Source organism: Parashewanella sp. 2210YD4-3 (assembly GCF_056591735.1).
The window spans coordinates 426843-451826 of sequence record NZ_JBWQOG010000002.1; the positions used below are offsets into that span (position 1 = coordinate 426843).

16 protein-coding genes and 1 tRNA gene are annotated in these 24984 nt (G+C 41.8%); 5 read left to right on the forward strand and 12 right to left on the reverse strand.

The genetic code is table 11. The features are described 5' to 3' along the window. Positions 1-188: 188 nt before the first annotated feature. The 6 genes from ubiA to AC1EU0_RS05210 all read right to left on the reverse strand — a co-directional run bounded on the left by ubiA (position 189) and on the right by AC1EU0_RS05210 (position 6560). On the reverse strand, positions 189-1055 hold the full coding sequence (gene ubiA / locus AC1EU0_RS05185; protein WP_480300919.1) for a 4-hydroxybenzoate octaprenyltransferase: 867 nt from the start codon (positions 1053-1055) through the stop codon (positions 189-191). Between the two features lie 166 nt (positions 1056-1221). After that, on the reverse strand, positions 1222-3474 hold the full coding sequence (gene uvrD, locus AC1EU0_RS05190) for a DNA helicase II (RefSeq protein ID WP_480300920.1): 2253 nt from the start codon (positions 3472-3474) through the stop codon (positions 1222-1224). Positions 3475-3542: 68 nt separating this feature from the next. After that, positions 3543-4022 carry a hypothetical protein gene (locus AC1EU0_RS05195; protein WP_480300921.1) on the reverse strand — a complete coding sequence of 160 codons (480 nt, stop codon included), beginning with the start codon at positions 4020-4022 and terminating at the stop codon, positions 3543-3545. 188 nt (positions 4023-4210) lie between these two features. Further along, positions 4211-5140 (reverse strand): SPFH domain-containing protein, encoded by a 930-nt coding sequence (locus AC1EU0_RS05200; RefSeq protein ID WP_480300923.1) that lies wholly within the window; start codon positions 5138-5140, stop codon positions 4211-4213. A gap of 5 nt (positions 5141-5145) precedes the next feature. Further along, positions 5146-6069: an SPFH domain-containing protein gene (locus tag AC1EU0_RS05205; protein ID WP_480300925.1), complete on the reverse strand. Its 924-nt coding sequence runs from the start codon at positions 6067-6069 to the stop codon at positions 5146-5148. Positions 6070-6071: 2 nt separating this feature from the next. Beyond that, entirely contained in the window at positions 6072-6560 is a 489-nt protein-coding gene (locus AC1EU0_RS05210; protein ID WP_480300927.1) for an NfeD family protein, read from the reverse strand. A gap of 261 nt (positions 6561-6821) precedes the next feature. Between AC1EU0_RS05210 and AC1EU0_RS05215 the strand changes: the two genes are divergently transcribed. Together AC1EU0_RS05215 and AC1EU0_RS05220 are read left to right on the forward strand one after the other, a co-directional pair. Beyond that, entirely contained in the window at positions 6822-7388 is a 567-nt protein-coding gene (locus AC1EU0_RS05215) for a hypothetical protein (RefSeq protein ID WP_480300928.1), read from the forward strand. Positions 7389-7403: 15 nt separating this feature from the next. Next, positions 7404-8312, forward strand: a complete 909-nt coding sequence (locus AC1EU0_RS05220; RefSeq protein WP_480300930.1) for a sterol desaturase family protein — start codon at positions 7404-7406, stop codon at positions 8310-8312. Positions 8313-8449: 137 nt separating this feature from the next. On the opposite strand, the gene udp is transcribed toward AC1EU0_RS05220, so the two are convergent. The 3 genes from udp to AC1EU0_RS05235 all read right to left on the reverse strand — a co-directional run bounded on the left by udp (position 8450) and on the right by AC1EU0_RS05235 (position 10823). Next, positions 8450-9211, reverse strand: coding sequence for a uridine phosphorylase (gene udp, locus AC1EU0_RS05225; protein WP_480300932.1), 762 nt, complete (start codon positions 9209-9211; stop codon positions 8450-8452). A gap of 107 nt (positions 9212-9318) precedes the next feature. Continuing rightward, the gene (locus tag AC1EU0_RS05230) at positions 9319-9777 is read right to left on the reverse strand and encodes a GNAT family N-acetyltransferase (protein ID WP_480300934.1); all 459 of its coding nucleotides are present in this window, start codon (positions 9775-9777) and stop codon (positions 9319-9321) included. Next, the gene (locus AC1EU0_RS05235; protein ID WP_480300968.1) at positions 9774-10823 is read right to left on the reverse strand and encodes a polysaccharide deacetylase family protein; all 1050 of its coding nucleotides are present in this window, start codon (positions 10821-10823) and stop codon (positions 9774-9776) included. Before AC1EU0_RS05235 ends, AC1EU0_RS05230 begins: the two co-directional genes overlap by 4 nt. 21 nt (positions 10824-10844) lie before the next feature. Between AC1EU0_RS05235 and AC1EU0_RS05240 the strand changes: the two genes are divergently transcribed. After that, positions 10845-12170, forward strand: a complete 1326-nt coding sequence (locus AC1EU0_RS05240) for an MATE family efflux transporter (RefSeq protein ID WP_480300936.1) — start codon at positions 10845-10847, stop codon at positions 12168-12170. Here AC1EU0_RS05240 and AC1EU0_RS05245 read toward each other — a convergent pair. Beyond that, complete coding sequence (locus AC1EU0_RS05245) at positions 12167-19111, reverse strand: ankyrin repeat domain-containing protein (protein ID WP_480300937.1); 6945 nt, start codon at positions 19109-19111, stop codon at positions 12167-12169. The two genes, AC1EU0_RS05240 and AC1EU0_RS05245, sit on opposite strands and share 4 nt — an antisense overlap. Before the next feature lie 551 nt (positions 19112-19662). Then, positions 19663-20241 (reverse strand): Fe-S biogenesis protein NfuA, encoded by a 579-nt coding sequence (gene nfuA / locus AC1EU0_RS05250; protein WP_480300938.1) that lies wholly within the window; start codon positions 20239-20241, stop codon positions 19663-19665. Positions 20242-20391: 150 nt separating this feature from the next. Here nfuA and AC1EU0_RS05255 point away from each other — a divergent pair, with 150 nt between their 5' ends. Next, a complete protein-coding gene (locus AC1EU0_RS05255) occupies positions 20392-22929 on the forward strand; it encodes a M14 family zinc carboxypeptidase (protein ID WP_480300940.1) in 2538 nt (845 codons plus the stop codon). A gap of 103 nt (positions 22930-23032) precedes the next feature. Then, a complete protein-coding gene (locus AC1EU0_RS05260) occupies positions 23033-24604 on the forward strand; it encodes a cation:proton antiporter domain-containing protein (protein ID WP_480300942.1) in 1572 nt (523 codons plus the stop codon). A gap of 266 nt (positions 24605-24870) precedes the next feature. Here AC1EU0_RS05260 and AC1EU0_RS05265 read toward each other — a convergent pair. Continuing rightward, positions 24871-24947 (reverse strand) — tRNA-Asp (locus tag AC1EU0_RS05265). Positions 24948-24984 lie beyond the last annotated feature (37 nt).

The following is a 24984-nucleotide window of genomic DNA, read 5'->3' on the forward strand; positions in this document are numbered from 1 at the left end:
CACACAGTGCGACGTACTTAATTTACAAGAGTATTGCCATTTACACTGCGTTATTTACCCTTGAAATAGAACAACTATTACCTACATACAAAACTGTCGTTACTTCGTTTCCTACGGATAAATGCCTTGTCTAAATGGCAATGCTCTTTACTAAAAGTATTCTCGCTGAAATCCTGCATCTTCAGGTATCACGAGTATAAAACATACCCTGCCGCTAGTGCGGTAAACATAGTAAGCCCTGCCCAATTATTATTTAAAAAGGCTTTAAAGCAGTGCTGACGGTCACGGTCTTTGATCAAGTATTGCTGATAAATAGCAAAGCCAACAAAGGCCACTAAACCAATGAGATAAAGCCCCATTTGCCCATGCTGACTGCCTGCCATGAGAAATCCAAACAGCGCCATAAACTGTAAGACACCAATGATAAATTTGTCCCAATCACCAAATAATATCGCCGTCGATTTAACCCCTATTTTTAAATCATCATCTCTATCCACCATGGCATACATGGTGTCATAGGCTACAATCCAGCACCAGTTGCCGAAAAACAACCACCACGCCTGTACAGGTAATTCGCCATTGACCGCTGCGTACGCCATAGGAATTGACCAGCTGAATACCACACCTAAAAACAGCTGAGGAAGATTCGTTACCCGTTTTAAGAATGGATAAATGATAGTAAGAATGATCCCCACCACCGCAAGTTTGAGCACTAACGCATTAAGAAATAACACTAAACTAAATGCCAACAGTGCCAGCACTACAAATAAGCCTATGGCTTCTTTTGACGTTAACTCTCCACTCGCTAAGGGACGATGCTGAGTACGTTTAACCTTACCGTCTACTTTCCTGTCAGCATAATCATTGATCACACAGCCGCAAGCGCGCATGATAAACACCCCAAGGGTAAAGATGATCACCAGTGATAAATCAGGCACACCACCAGCGGCAAAAAATAGTGCCATCAGACACGGCCACAGTAACAACAGAGAACCAATCGGCTTATCCATTCTCATTAAACGCCAATAGGCTGATAGTTTTTGTTTAGTTATCACCACTACAATCCTTACTCGATGAATAAATTTACAAATCCGCCATGCCTAACGAAAGAACAATAGCGCGATAAGACAACCTTCCGTTACAAGGTCTAACGGTGGTCAGCACATGGACGTACGCTTCTGTTGGCGTTCGCGTTATTGTTCATGCTTTTAGAGCAAACACTTATAGTCCCTCTAATTTGGCTATCATCACTTTCAGTTTCTTTACACCATAATCATCAAAATTGACGCGTACACAGGCTTGCTCACCGATACCTTCCAGTTCTAACACTTTTCCCTCACCAAACTTTTTATGGCGAACACGCTGGCCTTCGCTTAACCCACTGTCATGATTTTGAGTAAAACTTGGTTTAGCTGACTTAGCCTGTTGATAACCTGATGACGAGCTACTTCGAAAACCTGAACTATGACCAGAAGTATTGTAGCCAGAGCTAAAACCAGAGCTGAAAGACGGCTTAGGTTGTGTGACTTTGGTTTTCATGCGGATCTCTTCCACATATTGCTCAGGAATTTCTTTAATAAAACGAGATGGTCGACTGTAATCTTCACGACCATAAATACGACGAGATTCAGCATGAGTAATGGTGAGCTTTTGCATTGCTCGAGTCATACCCACATAACATAGACGACGCTCTTCATCTAAGCGGTCACCTTCTTCTAATGCCATTTTGCTAGGAAATAATCCTTCTTCTACACCAGCCATAAACACTTGTGGAAACTCCAAGCCTTTAGCGGAGTGAAGCGTCATTAGCTGCACAGCATCAGTAAAGGCATCGGCTTGCCCTTCCCCTGCTTCTAATGCCGCATGAGATAAAAAGCCATTTAGCTCCCCCATGTCCTCCAGATCCTCTGGCAATTCAAAGGTTTTAGCGGCCGTCACTAATTCTTCTAAGTTATCAATTCTGGCTTGGGCTTTTTCGCCTTTTTCCGCCTGATACATGGTTTTCAAACCAGAGTCTTGAATCACGGTATCCGTCATTCGATACAAAGGCATTTCCATCGTTTGTTGTTGCAAATTAACAATCAAATCCATAAAGCCACGCACTGCATTGGAGGCTCTCGCCGCGAGCATTTTTTCGTCCAATACTTTTATGCTGGCTTGCCACAGCGTCATCTGCTCTTGCCTTGCGGTAGAGCGTAAAATATCAAGGGTGCGATCGCCAATCCCACGTGTTGGCGTGTTAACTATACGTTCAAAAGCCGCATCGTCATCTTTATTTGCCATCATGCGCAAATAGCTCATAGCATCTTTGATTTCTTGACGTTCGAAGAAGCGCAAACCACCATAGATTCGATACGCTAACCCTTTATGCAGTAAAGCTTCTTCCAATACGCGAGATTGCGCATTCGAACGGTACAGAATGGCACACTCAGTAAGACGACCGCCTTTGTCTTGCCAATCAGCAATTCGGCTTACGATGTAACGAGCTTCATCCATTTCATTAAAGGCACAGTAAAGACCAATTTTTTCGCCTTCGACGTCTTCCGTCCACAAACTCTTGCCTAGACGCTCGGAATTATTAGCGATCAATTCGTTGGATGCGTTGAGAATGTTGCCAGAGGAACGATAGTTTTGCTCAAGACGAATGGTTTCTGCACCATTAAAGTCATTTAAAAAACGATGTAGGTTTTCTACCTGAGCGCCACGCCAGCCGTAAATCGACTGATCATCATCACCAACTATCATGACATTGGCATGATTACCAGCAAGCACTCGGATCCATGCATATTGAATCGCATTGGTATCTTGAAATTCGTCCACCAGGATGTGTTTAAATCTGTCTTGGTAGTGGGCAAGAATATGTGGCTTGTTGAGCCACAATTCATGGGCTCTTAATAAAATTTCAGCAAAGTCCACCAAGCCTGCACGATCACACGATTCTTGGTACACCTCATAGATTTTCTTCAGATTCTGCTCGATTGGAAAAATGGTGTTTTCAATGTCTTTCGGGCGCAATCCTTGGTCTTTTTTACCGTTAATGTAGCCTTGTGCTTGACGAGGTGGATATTGCTTTTCATCCAAATTGAGGCTTTTTAAAATTCGTTTGAGCAATCGCAGTTGATCGTCAGAATCCAATATTTGGAAGCTTTGAGGTAAGTTCGCATCTTGATAGTGAGTACGCAGCAAACGGTGAGCTAGTCCGTGGAATGTGCCAATCCACATACGGCTCATATTGGTCCCCACCACATGCTCTACCCGCTCACGCATTTCGGCGGCGGCTTTGTTAGTAAAAGTTACGGCCAAAATGGAGTATGGGCTTTGCCCTAGTTGTTGCATTAACCATGCAATACGATGCGTCAGCACTCGGGTTTTACCGCTGCCCGCTCCCGCCAATACCAACATATTGGACAAGGGTGCAGACACTGCCTGTGCTTGTTTATCGTTAAGACCGTTTAATAAAGAAGATGGATCCATGCTCGCCTCCCAAAATCAGAGAGGCGATTGTATCAAAGAACCATTAGTATTGTCTTTTAAGAGAAGAATTACCCACGCTGCCCCATAAATGGACGTTGGCCACCAGCCGCTGCACCTTTTTTAGGCTTGTCGGCAACATTGTTGGTGAGGTTATAGAGTTTTAAATCCCATTCTTCAGCCGCTTCGATAAGCTCACCCACTGAGTCTTTGATAAACCCTTTAGGTTTTCCTGAAATGATAATATTGCGATAAACAGTAACGTTTTTGCATTCAGGCAGAATACCAATGCCATAACCACCACGGAAAGGCTCGATGGCACGCTCACCAAACGCAAGCATAAAGTCTTCGGGGACCGTTTCTGGAATCGTATTATTGGTGGTGACCGATAAACGAAGGCTCATTTCTTGGTGGTCTCGGTACGCAGATAGGGATAATACAATCTTACGACCCTCTTCTTCACGTGATAATTCACAGGTCAGTACATTGTCATCACCAAAAGTGATCCCTTCAATACCTAACTCAGAAAACGCTTCTTCAAAAATATCCATTGGTTCACCGTAATTGCCTAATTATTGGAAAAGAAACATGCTATATTCAAGCCTAGTCAAGCTGGTTGAAAACGCAAAATGAAAGGGCTTGTGAAATACACGCCCTTATATATTTTGCGCTGACATTGTTACGACTCGCAACATTTAAAGATGAAATTTGCTTAATGTTTCACCTTCATATATGGCGATTATTTTTGCTGTAAATCGACATGAGTAAGCCACTGTTCAAAGTCCATCATATTCCCCGGCAGGATCACTCGGTTACCCTCTTGGCTCAAAGCAGCAAATTGTTTGAGGTATTGTTCACCTAATTGCATCCGTAGTGCATTATGTCCACCAGGAGCGGAAATCACTTCAGCGAGGCGCTCTATGGATTCAGCGGTAGCTTTCGATAAGGTTAATATTTCTTCAGCTTTACCTTCTGCCTCGTTAATTCGCTTTTGCATTTCACCTTCAGAGCGGTTGATCATTTCAGTCTTGATCCCCTCCGAACGATTAATACGGCTTTGCTTATCACCTTCACTTTTGGCTAAAACGGCACGACGTTCACGCTCAGCATTCACCTGCATTTCCATGGCATTTTTCACGGTATCGGGCGGAGTAATGTTTTTGATCTCATAACGATGCACTCGAATGCCCCACAGTGCACCTGCTTGATCCAACACCTCCACCACTTTAGCTGAAATCACATCACGCTCTTCAAAAGTGCGATCTAAATCCAGCGTCCCAATCACTGAGCGAGTTGTGGTTTGTGCTAATTGAATCGCGGCATAACGATAATCAGTGATACCATAACTGGCTTTAACAGGGTCAACCACCGACATATAAATCACACCGTCCACTTCTACTTTGACTTCATCACACGAAAAGCATTCTTGCGGCGGCACACTAATCGTTTCTTCTTTTAAGTCGTGAATGTAGGCCACTTTATCAACAAAAGGGATCAAAGCATGAAAGCCTGCATCTAGGGTACAGTGGTACTTACCAAGTCGCTCAACAACATAAGCTGATTTAGTTGGCACCAAACGAATAGATTGAAATAATTTGAGAATAAACACAAAGAACAGCAGTCCCCAGATCACCATTACAATGAAGTCTTGATTCAATTCGACGTTCATGTTCATTATCCTCGCCCTCCTTGCTTATTGATGGTGGCGCTAACCTGATCCATGCCTTGGAAAAATCCCTCTACCTTAGCGATTTCGGTAGGGATCACCGACACCTGAGTATTATCTAAAATATCACCAACCTGCTTAATAAACTGCTCTTTTAGCAACATGTTCATGGCATCATTACCGCCATTTTTTGACAAGGCTTCAGAAACTTTTGCCATCCCCTCTGCTTTGGCTTTGGCAACAATGGCTATTTCTTGTCCTGTACCAATGGCTTCATTGATGCGTTTTTGTTTTTCACCTTCAGATAGGTTAATCGCTTCTTGGCGCTCACCCTCTGATAAATTAATAGTCGCGGCCTTTTCGGCATTCGCTAAGGTAATTTCCGCTCGCTTTCGACGCTCGGCTTCCATTTGTTTCTCAAGGGTATGGATCACATGATACGAGGGTGAAATATTACGGATCTCGTAACGCAGAACTTTAATTCCCCAAGGCTCTGAGGCCACATCAATTTCCCTGACGATGGACTCGTTTAAGCGCTCTCGTTCGGCAAAGGTTTCACTCAAGGTTAACTTACCGATTTCCGATCTCATGGTAGTTTGCGCTAAGTTCACGGCTGCGCGGCGGTAGTCTTCAATACCATAACTGGCAAGGCGACCATCCATCACTTTTAGATACACCAAACCATCTACTTCTAATTGAGTGTTATCTTTAGAAATACAGCTTTGAGTCGGCACATCTAGCACTTCTTCGCGAGTGTCATGACGGTATGCGGCTCTGTCTAAAAATGGGATCAGAAAATGAAACCCCGGCTTTAATACATCGCGGAATTTACCTAGACGTTCGATCACCACGACCTCACGCATCGGCACCACCAGCATTAGCTTAAATAAAATAAACAGCAGTACTAACACTGCTATGGTAAATGTCATCATGCTCAGTTCCCTTGTTTATCTGATTGTTCTTGTTGATCTTCGTTATCAAGTTCGACAACAAAAGCTATGTTTTGTTGGCAAATAATTTTCACTTGCTCACCAACAGTAATTAGACTGCCATCGGCCACGGCTGGCCAGTCTGAACCATTGAATCGAATACGTCCTTGGTGCTCTCCCGGTCCAATAGTTTCTTTCACTGTGGCGATTTGCCCGTATATATCAATGGCTTCATCAGTGTTATCTACATGAGCATCACCACCAATCATTTTTTGAGTTAAGCCACGAAACCCCAATAAAAGTACGATTGATGATATAAACCATAGTGTGAGACTTTGATTGAACCCTTCTACCACGCCGCCCCACAGCATGCTCGATACCACTAAACAAGCGACGCCAAGTAAAATCACTATACCGCCGGGTAAAATGATTTCAGCTAGGATCAAGAACAAACCAATCAACGCCCAAACTACGATGGGATCGGTTAAAGACATAATACATCCTTGAATTATCGATGAAAGAATAACCCAATATACTCGTGGTTTTCATTATTGTCGACATATTATGTCAGTTTATCTTAACTATCTTCATCATCACTTTGATGCTACCTCGATGCTAATACATCTCTATGAATCAATTGAACACCTATATTAATTTAGCAATACTGTCTCTGAACAACGTATATTTTCATATTGACAACTTATTTTTAGATTATTACACTGCTCACTAATCATTCAATATATTTGAGTTATACAATGACGTTTTTTAAATCTGTATTAGCTACAGCAGGAATCGTACTTGGACTCTGGCTGTTGGTACTGTTTCAGCCTACTCCTATAGAGGCGAATACTCCTCAAACAAGGGCAGAAAGTATAGGCCTACCAGCAAAACCTGCTGTAGACCAGAAACAATACGAAGTGCTGCCAAAAGCTATTGCGGGGATTACAAAAAACATCAAGCTCGATGCGATGGAAAATTTGTGGTCTGAGTTTTTGAAATCTCGAACCTTTAGATCCCAGTTCACAGGATCTCCACTTAACGTGTATGTTGTGTACCAAAACATCAACTCTGATTACACAGAAGCCAAAGTAACCATTGGACTCGACACATCTGTTCTAGACGCAACTCAACGCTCAATTGCATTACCTAAAGCTTCTGAACTTGATGAGTTATTACCAAAAAATAAGTATTCGACAAAACAGCTAGTTCAAGGGTGGAGCAATATAAATTATGCTCGCTCGATTGATATGGTGCTAGAAGCCAATGCTCTTGGCAAAAATGGCCGTTTAAAATCAACTCAGCTTTTTGTGCATTATCAGTAAATGGGGAATATCGCTATGGAATTTATGTCTCAAGTATTCTCAGAAAATACCTTACCTTACATCGAAGCATGGATTGATGATAACTTCTTATTATTAGCCTTAGTGATTTTTGGCTTAGAAATCATTCGTTATGCGGTAAAGAAAAAGCTTACGCTAAACCTGATTGGTGACAGTATTACCAACTTCATCACTCTAGGCTTTTTGATTGTTATCATCTTCACCGTTGGCTTAGCCTATCTTGGTGGCTTTTATTATTTTTACAATAACTGGAGCATCACCCATTTACCCATTACGGGCTGGACAATATTGGCCTGCCTGATCTTGGCGGATCTCGTTTATTATTGGGAACATCGGTTTATGCATGTAAGTGGGTTTGCTTGGGGTACTCACACTGTACATCACAGCTCACCCTACTTTAATATTTCGGTGGCTTATCGCTTTGGTCCATTAGATTGGTTCTTCCCATTCTTCTTCCACTTGCCGCTTATATTATTAGGCTTTAATCCTCTAATGGTATTGATGTGTGAAACCATTGTTCAGGTGTTCCAAACTCTACTGCATACGGAAGCCGTGAAGAAATTCCCTCGCCCAATCGAAGCGGTATTTAACACACCATCGCATCATAGAGTGCATCATGCCACTAACAAGCAATACATTGATAAAAATTATGCCGGTATTTTTATCATTTGGGATCGTATGTTTGGCACCTTTGCCAGAGAAGAAGAAGAGGTCAAATACGGAGTATTCCCAAGAATTAATTCTGTTAACCCATTTAAAGTGTATTTTTCAGGGTATGTGAAACTTACCAAACAACTCTGGAACGCACCATCTTGGGGCTACCGCTGGAATTTATTAGTCAAGCCACCGATTTGGGCTTGGGAACAAGAGCAAGCCGCTAAGAAAGCGGCTGCGTTAAAACAATAACCTATTCATTACCTCTCCCTAGTAAGCAAAAAGCCTGCATTCATCTGAATAACAGGCTTTTTTATTGTTCCAATATCTCAGACGATTAACTGAAGTAATAATGTGGTAAGGCAACCGTCCGTGATAATTAGTTTTTACTATTTTGAAAGCATTTTACGAGCAGTGTTTACTACAATGTTCACCGCGTGGCTTTCAGTTTTCTTCATTGTCGCTTCATCAGGAATTTCTTGCTGAGTACGATTTACGATTACACCCGCCACACAACCTGCACGCCAACCTTGTGAAGCACACATAGTAAATAGAGTCGCCGATTCCATTTCATAGTTCAATACGCCCATGTCTTGCCACTCTTTCATTGAGCCAACAAAACGACGTGTCACACGACCAGATACCGTGTCGTAGCGCTCTTGGCCTGGGTAGAAAGTATCGGAAGATGCGGTAACCCCTACGTGTGGTTCAATACCCGCATCACGACAAGCTTCAACCATGGCTGTAGTACATGTAAAATCGGCTACTGCAGGGAACTCCATTGGTGCGAAATGCAAGCTTGCACCATCTAATCTTACTGACGCTTGGCTGACAATCACTTCACCTACTTTCACGTGCTCTTGGATTGCACCAGTAGTACCTACTCGTAAGAAAGTATCAATACCTAATTGTGCTAACTCTTCAACAGCAATTGACGTTGATGGACCACCAATACCTGTTGAACAAATCACAACAGGTTTACCATCTAAGTACCCTAAATAACTGGTGTATTCACGATGGCTAGCTAAAAAGGTTGGATTATCCATTAGTTCTGCAATACGTTTTACACGCTCAGGATCACCCGGAACGATGGCAACGTTTGCTCCATCCAACATAGCTTTGGTCAATCCAAGATGAAAGACGTCAGACATTTTAAAACCCCTTGTTATTTCTTAATTTTTATAAACTAAACTTTATCTGTAACCAGAGTAACCCAGTTCCATACATTTTGAGGTTAACTGGATCACACTCTTTATTATTATTTTTGGTATGTTAATAACATGTCCCTATGAGGGATCCCATCTTCTAAATACATACCTGAATTCGATTCAAAACCCAAATTTTGATAAAAGGTGACTAAGTATTCCTGCGCACCTAACTGAATACCTGACTGTGGCCAATGATGTTGGGCACAATCAATAGCTTGCAGCATCAACTGCTTAGCTAAGCGCTGATTCCGATATGCTTGTGCCACCAAGACACGACCGATACTGGCTTGTGGGTAACTTAATCCCGGCGGCAATACTCGACAGTATGCCGTAATGTTATCATTTTCGCTGCGAATGAAAATATGATAACTTTCTGAATTTCTGTCTTTTTCGTCCAGTTCAGGATAAGGACAAGCTTGCTCTACCACAAACACATCCACTCTAAGTTTCAAGATTTCGTATAACTCGTCAGTCGTTAGCTCTGAAAATCGCTTGATGATGGTCTTCATTTTTCTTTTTTCCACTCACCATTATGTTTAGGTTTTACCCATGTGTGGGAGAACCAATAGTATCGATTGCTGGTTTTACTCGGTGCTGTACAGTTATAACGAGAGCGCCCCGCTGGCAACCTTTTTTCAGCTTGAATATAAAAAGTATTTTCACTTATCCAAACGGGTGGGTGAGCACCTTGATTGGAGACATAACACATCAACTGAGATTTACGAATGTCTTGGGTATCTAGAGTTAAGGTCAGCTTTGGTCGATGTTCTTCTTTTGTTAGTTGTGATTCTAGCGGTTGCTGCTTAAGCACAGGCATGGCTAAGCTATTAATCTTTATTTTCAGCGCTGACATTTTCGAAAAAGGCACGGCTACAGGGAAACGAGGCAAAGCCGTTAATGGCGAATAGCGTCCTGCTGCACCAGAATGTTGACCAAAAGCGACATACCCCATATCGCTGAGCATTTTCATAATATCAACATTATACTCACCGTATGGATAAGCTAAGGCTTTGAAACTTTGACCTGTATGCTGGTAAATCGTCTGCTCATTTTTTTTGATGTTGGCTTTAATGCGTGACAACCATTGGCTTTTAGTTTCACTGGCAAGTTTTCGAATAAGGTGCACATGATCATAAGTGTGATTCATTATCTCCGCTTTTTCTTTAGCGATAGTTTGTATCTGTCGCCAGCTCATCATTCTATTAACTCGTTGATCAATGGGTTGTGATGCTAAAAACATCGCATAAGGAAAATCATGCTGTTTTAACACTGGGCGAGCATTTTCATAAATGTTTCGATAGCCATCATCAAAGGTGATTGCCACCGTTTTATCTGGTAATGATTGTTCATTTTTTAGCGCATGGATCACCCGACTTAATGGCACAACATTAAACTGATTATCGGCAAGGTATTGCATTTGCTCGGCAAACTGCTCGGGGGTAACGCTTGTAATCGCAGGGGTTTCATTAGAGACATGATGATACTGCAAGATCACCGTCGCCTGAGTGCTTGGCATTACCAAATAAACTAAAACTAAGATAAGCTTGCACATTATTTTCATGAACTTTAATTTCCTATGAGTCGGTTTTCCATTCTCTTTTGTAAAGATCAACATCGACTCTTGTGGTCATTAGCGATCCCCATCATTCTTTCAAACATCAGTGTACCATTGCTAGGTCTTGTAGACACAGCCATGGTTGGTCATTTAGCTGAAGCCTATTACTTAGCCGCTGTTGCTCTTGGCTCTACGGTGATCAGTTTGATGATTTGGCTTTGTGGTTTCTTACGTATGTCCACAACAGGATTGACCGCCCAAGCCATTAGCTCGACCACTTCTCAAGCCAGATTATTAGTTCAAGGTGCAGTTATGGCTGTAGTGCTTGGGTTACTGATACTGGTATTTCAACAACCGATCATTCAATTGGCATTAGCACTAAGTGATACCAGTGTTGAAGTCGCGCATTACTTTCAACAATATGTCAGTATTCGTATTTGGTCGATGCCATTGGCTTTAGTCAATTTAGTGTTTCTCGGTTGGCTGCTCGGCAAACGCTTACCTAAAATCGCCATGTGGCAACTCATCATCGCCAATAGCGTTAATATTCTATTAGATTTATGGTTCATCTGGGGGTTAGGCTGGGGTGTTTCAGGTGCGGCTTGGGCTTCCGTTTGTGCTGATATTACGGCTTTTGCTGTTGCGAGTTACTTTGTCATTCAGCAGTGGCAGAAATTGCAGCTGCCCCTGCTAAAAATTATCGAACTACTTAAACAAACAGGCTACCAACAACTGTTAAGCCTCAATAGAGATATTTTCATTCGCAGCCTTTGTTTACAGTTAACGTTAGCGTTTATGACGTTTTATGCCGCTCGTCTTGGAGATCAAGTTTTAGCCGCTAATGCGGTATTATTGAACTTATTATTATTGATATCTTATGCCCTAGACGGTGTGGCGTATTACGCAGAAGTAGAAGTCGGTGAAGCTTACGGCAAAAAACAGTGGCAGAAGTTAACTGAATCCGTGTGGCTATCGTGGTTTTGGTCAGGGGTGATTGCGCTCGGGTTTGCGATGGCTTTTTATTTATTAGGTCCTCATTTAATCGCTTTACTGACAGATATCCCCCATGTTCGAACCACCGCAAACGATTATGTTATGTGGCTGGCTTTGTTACCCTTATGGAGCTTTGGTTGCTATTTGTTTGATGGCGTTTATATTGGCTTAGCCAAAGGGAAAACCATGCGTAACAGCATGATTTTTTCGACTTTGGTCGTATTTTTTCCTTTGTGGTGGCTCACCAAAGACTGGGGCAATCACGCTCTATGGTTAGCGTTGAGTGTCTTTATGCTCAGCCGTAGCCTGACACTAGGTATCCACTTTTTAAAGCTGCGAGTACGCTTATATTAGCTGCTTGCTATGGCTTGCTCGAGTGTCGGTGGATTATCCATGTCACTGTCCATTTCAAATGGCAATTCTTCTTCTTCAACTTTTGGTAATTCAGGGCCTATCCCTGAATCACTGCTTGCCGTGCTAACAGTACTTATTGGCCTTGTGTTATTGGGTTGCTCAGGTTGTCTAAGTACTACTGTAGTCTCGTCACTTTCAGACAGTGGTATGGGTGTCCTCGATATTGGAATACTCTTAGGCACACTTGATCTGACGCTTTTAGGCGTCCATGAAAGGCCTAAACTTGGTAAAACTGGAGAACGAGCTCCCCCGGTTGCAGAGTTACCTGTTAACGAAAGCGTATCTGGATGTATCAATGGTTGAGATTGAGGTTGATGCGCATTTGAATCAGCAGTATCCGATTCAGCTCTAGTTCTGGTTTGATGACGTAAATCGCCATCACTGTTTGACTGCTTACTCGAAAGCGGCCGTTTCGTATCACTTTTTGTCGCTGACAGCGTATTGGGTGTTACAGGGGCAGATATAGGTGTAGGTGTCGCAGCTGGGTAGTACGACGGACCTATTATTTGTCCTTCATCAGGAATGATCACTGATGGCATTAGCCAAGATACAGTGGTTGGATCCCAAACTGAGCCACTAATGTGTCTATGTTGCTCAGGTGCTTTACTCGCAGGTGAGGATTGGGTAAGCACAGCTCGTGTAACGGGAGGCGTATCATTTTCATCATCTAACTCACGCTTACGAGTTTCAATCATTTTACATAACCCAACTCTTCCCAGTTTACCTGCCAAATCTTCAGCAGTGTCACCATTAATATTCGCCATACTTCGTAAGCCTCGAAGCACTTTAGGCGTACACCTATTCAGGACAAATCCCAATGCCCCTGGCTTATCATGCTTAATCAAAAGGTGTAAAATGTTATTGTTATCTTGATCTATTTCTGTCAACCGATAATGATATTCGAGGTGTTCCGTTCCATCCCTTGAAATCATTAAAAAGCCATCATTTAATTCAAGTAAATGAATGATGGTGTCATCTTTAGCGTGCTTACACGCCGCCTGCAGTAAATTTGCTCCTTGATATCGGCGGTTACAAGCGTCTGGATAACAAACTCCTGCAAATTCATGTAACAATTTGCTGATCTCAGTATTATTTAGTGCCACAGCCGCTACCATAGGATCTAACTGGCCATAGTCATCGTACACAGCTTCAAGCGTTTGCAAGGAAGGGTTTTCTTGATCATGTTCAGACTGACTGACAGGAATACTGTTTTTTTTCGCATACAATGCCTTTGCTAACAACTCTTTAGAAGCTAAACCACCAGTAAGCATCTGTAATTGTTCATTAGCAGTAAACCCTTTTCGTTCTTGTTCCTGAGAGACCTGTGCATGCTCAAGATAGAGCCTAACTAAAGCTGTTTGATTATTTAGAACAGCTTTAAATAATGGAGAAAGTCTATCTCTGTCTTTATGTAACACTAACCTAGGTTGAAGTTCTAATATTGCCCTAATTGCCTTAATGCTCTCTTGGTTATCCAAACAACTAAGGCAGTGTAGCGGTGAATAACCATTTGAGTCAGTCTCTAACAGCAAAGCACTGCAGTAATCATTTGTCTTTAAATGCCCTAGTAACGTATTAAACATGGCTATAGTCACTTTTGATTCAGGGTCATTAATGCCTTTCAAGGCGAGATTGAACACACTCTCACCATTGGCTAGCATAACAAGTCCGATATTAGTATTTTCTTGCTGTGAGAAGAGTAAAAGACTCTTAACACATGCATGTTTTCCATGAATAATGGCTAAATGTAAGGGGGTAAGTCCCTGATCATTTTTCTGCAATAAACCGGATGAATAAATGTCTTTGTGATGCTTTAGCAAGTATTTTAAGGTCTCAGTATCACCCATCACACACAATTTATGTAATGCGTTATTACCTCCACCATAGAGTGGCTGATACTCTTCGTTTTCAACTTTTACAGCAACGTCCTGCCAACCTTGAGCCGACATGCTTGAAGCTACCTTATCCATAGCAGATTTTGGTGCTTTTGCACCTTGTTCGGCTAAATACTTAAAGAGGTCAGGCTCCACATTTTCGTGCTCTGCTACAAGTTCTAATACGGTTTGACCTTGTCCGTTTTTTTCATTAATTCCTAGCCCACCGAACACAAGTGTTTGTGTTTGAACGTCTCCGTCCTCGTTAGTTTTGACCTTAGGTAAAGGCGGAGTTCCCTGTGAACCAATGAGAAGCGATAATAAATCAGGGTCATGAATAGCGGCCAGATGCAATGCGTTATTACCATTAGCATCTACCTCATATATATTGGTTTCTTGGCACCCCAATAAAACTTGAATACACTCACTTTTAGCCTCGTGATTTGTGTCAACTTTTACTGCGGTATGCAATGGCAACTCACCGTGCATATTCGGGGTATTAGTACCTATATCGGAATCAGACAATGTTGCAATTACATCAGGCAATCCAAGCTTTACAGCCTTATGCATCAAAGTATTACCCTCTTCATCGCAAGACCATGCCTTACAAGCAAGCGTTTGTTCATCCATGAATTTCTTGCAATGTTTCAGTAAGACTTTCAGTAGCTCGGTATTACTCTCTTCCAATGCTATATGGACTTGCTGCTTTAGCCATTCAGAATCGCGTCCTTTTTCATCACCATGACTCAATATGAGTCCGATTAGCTCTGCATAAGCAGCTGATTTGTGCAAATTACCTGCCCAAATTAAATCCAGTGGTGTTTGACCATTAGCATTTCTCATTTCTGGATTAAATGCGGGCTTGAGCACGATACGCTCTTCATCTGGGTCTGTAGGTTGCTGAATACCATCAAGGGTAAGAATTTTTACGGCTATCTCAGGTCGATTATTTTCAATCGCAACATGAAGCACGGTGTCTCCACTGTCATCACGCGCGTTTATACTGGCCTCACCTTGAGTACAAGCTTGCAAACCTTGTCTAAACTGTTGTTGATTTACAGGAGCTTCGATATCAGCGATGCAAACCACTTCATGCAGTTTAGTAATATCTCCAGGTACATCTCCACGACTTTCAAAACCAAGCCATTTCAAAAACATATTAATGATACTCCAAAATCCTTTTTTTGCCGCTATTTGAATTGGAGTGATCCCATGGGCATTGGTTGCTTGTGCATAACCTGGATATTTCTCCATAATCGCATTGGCGACGGTTTGGTTTTGGTACCGCGTAGCGATATGGAGTGGGTTGTCATCCCATTCAGCATTAGAGATGGGGGTAACCATAATAAATTCTTCTGGACCGCCAATAGGGACAACTGAGTCAGCTAATGGTTCATCAATATAGCTAACAAGTACTATATCTCCGTTTGCTTGATCACTTTCTATTTCAACTTCTCTGTTTTCAGCATTTCCATCCTCCTCACCTCTCCGTACTGCGCTTAAATATTGTTGTTGAAGAATGGAAACGGATTCAAATTTAAATAACTTTTCCTCCTCGGGATCAAATTTACTCTTATCTGACTTTTCAATAAGGTGTAATGCAAGTTGAGTATGATTGCTGGCACAAGCCAAGTGTAACGGAGTATTTCCTGCATTATCTTTAATTGAGGTATCCACTATCGCGCCAGCACCTGCTCTGCTAGATGTTACTCTGGTTAACTCGTGCGCCAAAGCCAAACGACTAGCGAATTCAGCGTTACAAGCCAAATGAAGCGGCGTTTGCCCCTGACCATTTTTACGATTTAATAAATTTCTTAGCGTTTGTGGGTTTGAAGTAATAGCTGGTTCAACGTAACGCTCTAATGCTTGGCGCGAATTTCCCCCCATGACTAACTGAGGATCTGCGACTAGGTGTTTATTCAAATAAGTAATTATTTTTATTAAGCCAACAACATCACCAACCATACAAGCAAGATGGAATACATTGTTTCCTTTTAGATCAAGCTTGGTTAAATCAAGCCCATCATGCGCTAGTAATTCAGAAACCATGTCTGTTTTTTTCAACAGTACAGCAAACATTAATGGACTGTTGCCGTTAGCATCGACAGCATCAACATTATAATTGGGGTCAGCCAGCAGCGCTCTAACCGTATCAATGTCATCTTGTTGGATGGCTTGATGAAGCACTGTTTTCCCCTCATGATTTAGTTTAGTCACCACGGCCGGCGCTCTGTCTGTTCCTAATAAAGTTAACACATGAACAACATGTTGAGCCGAGTGCATTGCAGCGACATGCAATAAAGTATTTTTGTTTTCATCCACTGCAGTAAAATCAAAATGAGTATGGGGCTGCGAATTTAATGCGGTAATTTGGGCTTGAACAACCTGAGCATCGCTTTGTTGACAAACCACATGAAGAATATGATTGCCTGCATTATCACGGTCATTGAGCTCTACTTTGTAATTGCTAACTAGCGTAGACATTATTGCTAGGCGGTTTAATTGAGAAGCCAGTTGCAATAAAGTCATTCCTGATTCTCGTTGATTCCAATGTTGATTAACACAAGCTGTTGAACATGGTGTGGATTGTATGATCGTGTCTACATTTTGTCGTTTGTCTAATACCACAGCCAGCTGCAACGGAGTAAAACCGGCTAGCCCTTTTGACGTTAATTGTGCTTCGGTCACTGGCACACGCTGAATAAGCCACTTAAGCTCTTCTGTTCCTCCAAGAGAGGCCAGTAAATGTAAGGTACTGTTTCGGCAAGAAGTCATTTGAACAAGTGGCTGTTTCGCTTCTTGAGCCAGTTTCTCAGCTAATTGTTTTTGACCACTCAATAAACATTGCTGAAGTGGTGAAATACGCTGAGTTTTCATTTGCTGATAAAACTGCTTTCTCGCAAGATGTTGTTCTACATCATCAGTGGCAGGGGCAATATCTCTTACTTTGTTGTGAAACTCTACTTCAATCGGTAATGAACATTGCTTAAGTATTTGAGGAGCTTTTTTGGCAATCTTTAATGCCATTTTTTGATTATTGGCATGGGATGATGCACAAGCTGCGTGCAAAGCGGTATACCCGTTTTTATCTGTAATCGAAAACTCAATCTCTTTTTGCTTACACAGAAACTTAACTAGGTCTAAACTGCCTGAATCAACCGCCATATGCAACGGTGTTTTGCCTTGCTTATTTTGGGCATTAATATTGATATATTTCGGCCCTATTAGATGTTTAGCAATCTCCTCATATTGCTTTCGACTCTCAATTGACCCCGTACATTGCGCGCGACAGGCAATCTGAAAAAGATGCAGAAAGAAAAAGCTCTTATCTTTCATTCGAACTTGTTTTGCAATTCTTCCATCTTCCAGTTGTTGTTTTACCCCGTCAAAATTACCTGTTCTGACTGCATGTAACAAGTCTGCCATGTGGGAGTATTGACTTCCGCTGACTAGCCAAGTGTCAGTTTCAATTCGTGTTGCAGCCGAAGCATTACGGTTACGGTTGCGCCTACGACTAGAAGTTCTCTCAGGTTCTACCCACTTCCTCCGCCCTCCAGTTTGACGTTCCTCAATCTGAATACCGACAACACTGAGTAAGTTCCGAGCTTGCTCACTTTTGCTAAGCTTTCCAGGCCTTGCCACAGTTTGATCGTTGCAAATGCATAATATTGCCTGCTGCAATTCTGGCTCCGCAAGGATCTTTCTTCGTAAAGCCGCAACATATTCAAGTTCAGTTTGGGATAAAGATTTTCTGCCTAACTGCATATCATCAACCAAATGAACTAAACCTTCAGCGTCAGTAAGGTGGCTACTCTTTTGAATCCATCGCTTTACTGATGGTTCTACGGCGTGTTGTGGTAGGGTTAGAATACATTTGGTCAATAATTCGTAATTAACGTTCTGAGCTGTAGATTCAAATTGATAAGCAGGCAATAGCGCTAATGCCTGTTGTTGAGCCTCAGTCATATTTGCTAATTCTTGTTCAGGGGTGAGAGAACGATGTCCTCTATCAATAAAGAGTGCTACATGGGCATCATACCCTCCTCCGCATTCTGGCTCCTTTAAGGCAAGCAGTTGCATTAACCCATTTTTAAGAATGTGATTTTTATAGCGATTATTATTTGCTTTTATAACTCTATTGATATGGTGAGAATACATTTGCGCACCGGAGTCCAGTACGTGCGATATAGAGCAACGCTGCTGTATTTCTCTCAACAAATCAGCGTCATCCCTACCCAATACATTTTGAGTTGATCGACTGAATAGTCCCACCCCAGATGGTGGTATATAGTCAATTCCTATTCTAGGGGCGACCTCCCCCAAAATAGCTAGCATCCTACTTTGTTGAACTGTATCCCAACGCCTAGACTTATGCTTCTCTACGTACTCTTTTAAGCTCGGCTCTGTCCCTCTACCTCTACCTATTTGTTCCAACGTATCATCTATACTATCGGCTTTGATATTTCCAAATTCATCATGACGATGGAATCCAAACTCGCTCTGCATCGCGGTTTCAAACAGTAATCTTGCTCTTAAATGTAAATGGGTATGCAGTAAGCCCTGAGTGCTGAGCACTAAATCTTGATAAATTTGATCAAAGGATAAGGAATCTGAGCATGATAGTTGTAATGCTATGGCTTTTAGTGCCTGCTGATGGTTAAGGGCGCTGGGATCGTCTTGAATTTGCTCTCGAAATGCCTGAATAGCTTTGGCGAACGCATTAAAATGTTCTTTGTTTGGTTGGTTATTGGCAATGGTAATTAACTGGTATTGTAATGACTCCCAATTAATACTCCGTTGAGAACAACGAAGCTGCTGCTCAAACAAGGGTTTTAAAGCATTTACATTTTGTACAACTTCGCCCCATACCTCTCTCAACTCTGCTGTGATCATGCTTGGTTGAATTTCGTTATCGCAAAACGAGGGGAGCACATCATAATTTGATGATGAGCTAGACAATGGCGTGTCATGTGCCACTGCTTGTGCTAACACTGCAGAAGTAGCCATAACATTACCCCCTATTTTTTACGAGTAATGAGTTAAAAATATCCGGCTTTTGCCTTATGTACAGTGAAACTTTATTAATAAGCCGCCGAATTTTTATTCAAAAAAGGTAGATTTTAACGCATCAATCAACTGTTAAAATGAAGAAATATCGTTTTTTGAAAAAAGGCATAGGTGTTTATCCACTTTTTCATGAGCAAATACATATAAGAGCAGATTTCAGTAGCAATGAGTTATATAAAAAAAATTTAATTTATAAGAATTTTCTCTATTTTCACTGCATTTTACCCACTAGCCTCTATAAATAGTGAAAAACGACACTCAATTTCAAAAGGATGACAAACACCATCGCTGATCACAAATCATTATTGATTCACCCACTATAGGCAGAATGCTCAACAGAAATCACTAATAGAAGATGAATTTATTAGAACTAAAAGAACCAATATATTCAAAAAGATAGGATTAGAATAATCGTTATTAGAAAGGTTTTTTCTAAAGAAGCCAGAGAATAAGTAATCGTCACTTATTCTCTGAAGTTGACATGAAAAAGTTTAATAGAAAGAATGGTCACCACGCTGATGATCCGTCGCATCGACTACGCCAGTTAATTCACCAGGGAACTGATCTAACAATTGTTTTTCAATACCATCCTTTAGCGTCACGTCCACTTGGGCACAACCATTACAACCACCGCCAAACTGAAGAACAGCTACACCCTCTTCGGTTAGCTCAGTCAATAAAATATTACCGCCATGACTCGCAAGCTGTGGATTGATCTCAGACTGGATCACATATTCAATACGGTCACGCAACGGTGCATCATCAGCCACTTTTCGCATTTTGGCGTTTGGCGCTTTCAATGTCAGCTGCGAGCCAAGTTGATCCGTCACAAAATCAATGCTGGCTTCTTCTAAGAACGGGACGCTCTTCTCATCTACCATGGCACTAAAGCCGTCAAAGTCTAACTGAGTATCATCTTCTTCCACAGCATCAGGTGGGCAATATGACACACCGCATTCCGCCGATGGCGTACCGGGACTAATGACGAATACACGAATATGTGTGCCCTCTGGCTGATCCGCCAATAGTTTTACAAAATGCTTTTGTGCTGCTTCAGAAATACTAATCATGCCGACCTACTTCAATACCTGAGTTATTCACTAAGTTATAGCCCTAATGATACTCTTTGTTGCTGAAAGTTTGTAGCCTTTATCACTGTTTCATTAAATGTTAACTTGATCACAATAATTATTTTCCTTAAATAAGACGAAATAATAACAATGCATAAGACAACCCTGCGCCTCCTTACTTCAGCATTACTGGCAACCAGCTTACTTGCGCCAGCACACGCTAAAATTCAAACAGAGTTTCAACTACCTTCAGCTGAATATTCAACGAGCCTTATCACTCCTGAAAGTTATTTGGGCTATCCGTTAGGGAAATGGCATTTACGCCATGATCAATTGAATGGTTATCTGAAACAACTGGCACAGCAAAGTTCAAAAGTATCAGTAGAAGGTACTGGCAATAGTCATGAACGCCGTCAACAGTTATCGGTTGTGATCACTTCAGAAGATAATCAGCAAAACCTGAATGAAATCATCAAGCAACGAGCTTCAGTCAAAGACGGAAATAAGGTTGATGGCCCATTAGTAATATGGCTGGCTTACTCCATTCATGGAGATGAAGCCAGTGGCGCGCACGCTGCAATGGCTTTGAGTTATTACTTGAGTGCCAGTAAAGAAGCTTGGGTTAAAAAGCTATTAGACGATGCGGTCGTAATTGTTACCCCAAGTCAAAACCCAGATGGTATGGACCGCTTTGCTAATTGGGCCAACAACAACCGCAGTAATGTCCTAAATCTTGACCCTAACAATCGTGAACATCATCAACATTGGGAACGAGGACGATTCAATCACTATCTAGCCGACTTAAATCGTGACTGGGTATTCTTACGTCATCCTGAATCTCAAGGACGTGTTGCCTTATTCCATAAGTGGCAGCCTCACTATGTGGGCGATTTTCATGAAATGGGCCATCGTTCGAGCTATTTTTTTCAACCCGGTGTACCTGAACGCACCCACCCGTTAACACCAGCAAAAAACCAAGTGCTAACGGATAAAATTGCCAATTACCATCGTTCTGAACTGGATAAGTTAGGCCAGCCTTATTTTTCTAAGCAATCATTTGACGACTTCTTTTACGGTAAAGGCTCAACTTATCCAGATATTAATGGCGCGATTGGAGTATTATTCGAACAAGCCAGTGCCCGCGGTAAAGGTGTGGATTCACCTAATGGTGCAGTAACATTAGAGCGTGCGATCCAAAATCAATTTGCGACGTCACTTTCTAGCCTAAAAGGCACCTTGGCACTCAAACAAGAATTACAGGATTATCAAGCTGAATTTTTTAATCAATCTAAGAACAAAGCAGGGCGAAAAGATGGTGCACTTGTCCGAGCAAAACACGACCCTTCTCGATTACAACAGTTTGCAAAGATCTTAACCCAACACCAGATTCGCTTTGAGTATCTCAACCGGGATATCACTAAAGATAAGCTCACCTTCAAGAAGCAAGATTCATTATTTATCCCTTACAAACAGTCACAACATGCACTGATCTATGCATTATTTGATAAACGTCAGTCATTCAAAGATGAAACCTTTTATGATGTATCAAGCTTTGATTTGTCAGCTGCATTCGATTTGCAATTAGCGGAAAACATCAGTGTCGCCGATAAGTACCTAACCGCAGAGTTTAAAAAAGGTACGAATAGCACAATCAACTCTGATGCAGTTGCCATTTTGGTCGACTGGCAGCAATCCAACGCAGCATCATTCTTGCAAAGCCTACTCGCTCAAGGCATCAATGCAAAATTTAGCACTAAGCCTTTGAGTGTTGCTACCGGAAAAAAATCAAAATCATTCGGCTCAGGGACACTGCAAATATTGCTCAAGCAAGATGAGATTAACCGCAATAATTTAGTCGAAGCCATTAAAACACAAGCTGAGCAACACAAAATACAAGTCACACCAGTGACGACTTTTGCGGCTATTTCAGGCATTGACTTGGGAAGCCCAAACTTTGTTCCTGTCACTCCTGTTAAGCCTCTATTGGTTACTAGTGATGGAACTCATCCAATGGAAGTCGGTCAGCTATGGAACTTTCTAGATAATACTCTAAACATGCCTGTAACCTTGACGGATGCTGACAATCTTGGTCGAGTTAACTTGGGGAATTATAGTCATATATTATTGGCTCATGGCTGGTATGGCTCACTACCAGCTTCAGCCGCAGATAAGCTCAAACAATTTGCTCGACAAGGCGGAACAATTGTCGCTCAAAAAGGCGCACTAAACTGGCTTAAGCAACATAACCTTATCAAAACAAGAGTATTTGATAGCAAACAAGCGAATAAACTATTTGAGACTCAAGGGTTACGTTTTGGCGATCAAGACAGTCTTCGTGCACGTAAGACGATAGGCGGTGCAATTGTGAATGTGAAGTTAGACACTAGCCATCCTTTGAATTACGGCATAACCGCTGATCGTATTCGTCTAATGAAAAATCACATCGTAGCTTTTGAAGCACCAAATAAACCATTTATCAGTGCTGGTCAGTACAGTGACTCACCACTGGCGAGTGGCTATATGGCGCAAGAATATCAACAGCATTACCCAAAACTTCATTCAATGATCACCGAAAAATTAGGTAAGGGACGGGTAATAGGTTTCGCAGAAAACTTAATATTTAGAAATATTTGGTTAGGCAGCGAGAAAATTTACACTAATGCACTGTTCTTTAGTAACGGGTTGTAGAGTAAACGGATATGACTTAACCAATGGGGAAACAAATTACAGTTTCATCATTGGTTAACAAAACAACAGTAAATTGATCCTTTAAACGGAATTTAGAGGTGGTATGGAGCCGATACTTTTAGTCATCACTTTCGCTTGCGGAATGCTCATTAATCGATTGGGCTTTCCCCCATTAGTCGGATATCTAATTGCAGGCTTTACCTTATTTTATATCGGTATAGAAGACGCTACGATTCAGCTTCTTCATCAGCTGTCAGAGCTGGGGATCATATTACTGCTATTCGCCATTGGCTTAAAATTGGATATTAAAGGGCTTCTCAGAAGAGAAGTACTAGCGACGTCTAGCCTCCACTTATTAGGTTCACTGCTAATTTTTATTCCCTTGCTTAAGCTTCTCGCAATTTTTGGGCTACAACAAGTCAGTCATTTAAGCATCAATCAATTATTTCTTATTGCTTTTGCACTCAGTTTTTCTAGTACCGTTTTTGCAGTTAAAACGCTGGAAGAGCAAGGTAATATGCAAGCAGTTTCAGGAAGAATCGCCATTGGGATTTTGATAATACAAGATTTATTCGCCGTTACCTTTCTCACTATTTCGAAAGGCGAAGTCCCATCTCTATGGGCATTGTGCTTATTATTACTTCCCCTTATTAAGCCGGTGCTATATCAAATAATGGATAAAATAGGTCACGGAGAACTGATGGTTCTTTTCGGGCTTGTGATGGCACTGGTTTTAGGAGCTTGGACTTTTCAATTAGTAGGGTTAAAAGCCGATTTAGGCGCATTGGTCATTGGAGTACTGTTGTCAGGCCATGCTAAAGCTTCAGCTTTGTCTAAGTCACTATTTTATTTTAAAGAAGTATTTTTAATCGCATTCTTTTTAACCATAGGATTAAATGGGTTACCTAGCGCACAAGACATCACATTAGCACTGATATTAGCGCTTATATTGCCCTTTAAAGTGTTTTTATTAATTTGGCTATTAACTCGCTTTAAATTACGTTCTCGTACGGCCTTACTGAGCGCATTTAATCTCGCAAATTATAGCGAGTTTGGTCTTATTGTTATGGCCGTCGCCATCAGTATCGGAATGATACCCTCTCAATGGCTCGTCATTTTAGCTGTAGCACTGAGTATTAGCTTCTTTATGGCTGCATGGCTCAATCATCACAGTGAATCAATTTACAATTTCTGCGAACAACAGTTGCTTCGATTCGAAGACAAACAACTGATCGAAGATCACAGTCCCATCACATTAGGCTCACCTCGATTTTTGATACTAGGAATGGGGCGAATCGGATCGGGGGCCTATGATGCACTAAAGGATAAGTACGGCTGTGAAGTGTTAGGCATAGAACACGACTCTAACCGAGTTAACTATCATCAGTCAGAGGGAAGAAATGTAATACAAGGCGATGCATCCGATTGTGATTTTTGGAAAAAAGTCGACAGTTTGAGTTGTATTGAACGTGTATTTTTAGCAATGCCTAAACATTCGGGTAACCTATCTGCCATTGAGCAACTGAAAGAGCAGTGCTATCAAGGTCAGTTTAGCGTACTAATCCTGTACACTGAAGATGCTAATTCATTAAAAGAACTGGGCGTTGATGATATTTATAACCTATACGATCTAGCTGGTATTGGTTTTGTAGAACATGTAATGCGAAAAGACTAAGCATAATCTCAGCATTCATTACCCTTTATCCCAACAAGGCTACCCTACAAGGCTCTTTTTACAAGCACAAAAAAGCCCCGTCATTTCTGACGAGGCTTCGTTGTGTTGGCGGAGCGGACTAGCCCTTTGTAAAGAGACGAACCCGCGCCCCCCTACGTGACAGCCCGCTTGCTCGAATAAAGAGTCTAACCAACTGAACTACCGCTCTAATGATTTTCTTACAAGCACAAAAAAGCCCCGTCATTTCTGACGAGGCTTCGTTGTGTTGGCGGAGCGGACGGGACTCGAACCCGCGACCCCCGGCGTGACAGGCCGGTATTCTAACCAACTGAACTACCGCTCCAACTCTTTATGAATCACCGCATTGGCAGTGTATTCAA

What these genes read in the sequence shown, in the direction of transcription:
- nfuA (WP_480300938.1), bottom strand. Translation starts at nt 20,241, where the DNA reads ATGATTAGTATTTCTGAAGCAGCACAAAAGCATTTTGTAAAACTATTG.
- udp (WP_480300932.1), bottom strand. Translation starts at nt 9,211, where the DNA reads ATGTCTGACGTCTTTCATCTTGGATTGACCAAAGCTATGTTGGATGGA.
- AC1EU0_RS05205 (WP_480300925.1), bottom strand. Translation starts at nt 6,069, where the DNA reads ATGATGACATTTACCATAGCAGTGTTAGTACTGCTGTTTATTTTATTT.
- AC1EU0_RS05240 (WP_480300936.1), top strand. Translation starts at nt 10,845, where the DNA reads ATGAGTCGGTTTTCCATTCTCTTTTGTAAAGATCAACATCGACTCTTG.
- AC1EU0_RS05220 (WP_480300930.1), top strand. Translation starts at nt 7,404, where the DNA reads ATGGAATTTATGTCTCAAGTATTCTCAGAAAATACCTTACCTTACATC.
- AC1EU0_RS05245 (WP_480300937.1), bottom strand. Translation starts at nt 19,111, where the DNA reads ATGGCTACTTCTGCAGTGTTAGCACAAGCAGTGGCACATGACACGCCA.
- uvrD (WP_480300920.1), bottom strand. Translation starts at nt 3,474, where the DNA reads ATGGATCCATCTTCTTTATTAAACGGTCTTAACGATAAACAAGCACAG.
- AC1EU0_RS05200 (WP_480300923.1), bottom strand. Translation starts at nt 5,140, where the DNA reads ATGAACGTCGAATTGAATCAAGACTTCATTGTAATGGTGATCTGGGGA.
- AC1EU0_RS05210 (WP_480300927.1), bottom strand. Translation starts at nt 6,560, where the DNA reads ATGTCTTTAACCGATCCCATCGTAGTTTGGGCGTTGATTGGTTTGTTC.
- AC1EU0_RS05260 (WP_480300942.1), top strand. Translation starts at nt 23,033, where the DNA reads ATGGAGCCGATACTTTTAGTCATCACTTTCGCTTGCGGAATGCTCATT.
- AC1EU0_RS05195 (WP_480300921.1), bottom strand. Translation starts at nt 4,022, where the DNA reads ATGGATATTTTTGAAGAAGCGTTTTCTGAGTTAGGTATTGAAGGGATC.
- AC1EU0_RS05215 (WP_480300928.1), top strand. Translation starts at nt 6,822, where the DNA reads ATGACGTTTTTTAAATCTGTATTAGCTACAGCAGGAATCGTACTTGGA.
- AC1EU0_RS05230 (WP_480300934.1), bottom strand. Translation starts at nt 9,777, where the DNA reads ATGAAGACCATCATCAAGCGATTTTCAGAGCTAACGACTGACGAGTTA.
- AC1EU0_RS05255 (WP_480300940.1), top strand. Translation starts at nt 20,392, where the DNA reads ATGCATAAGACAACCCTGCGCCTCCTTACTTCAGCATTACTGGCAACC.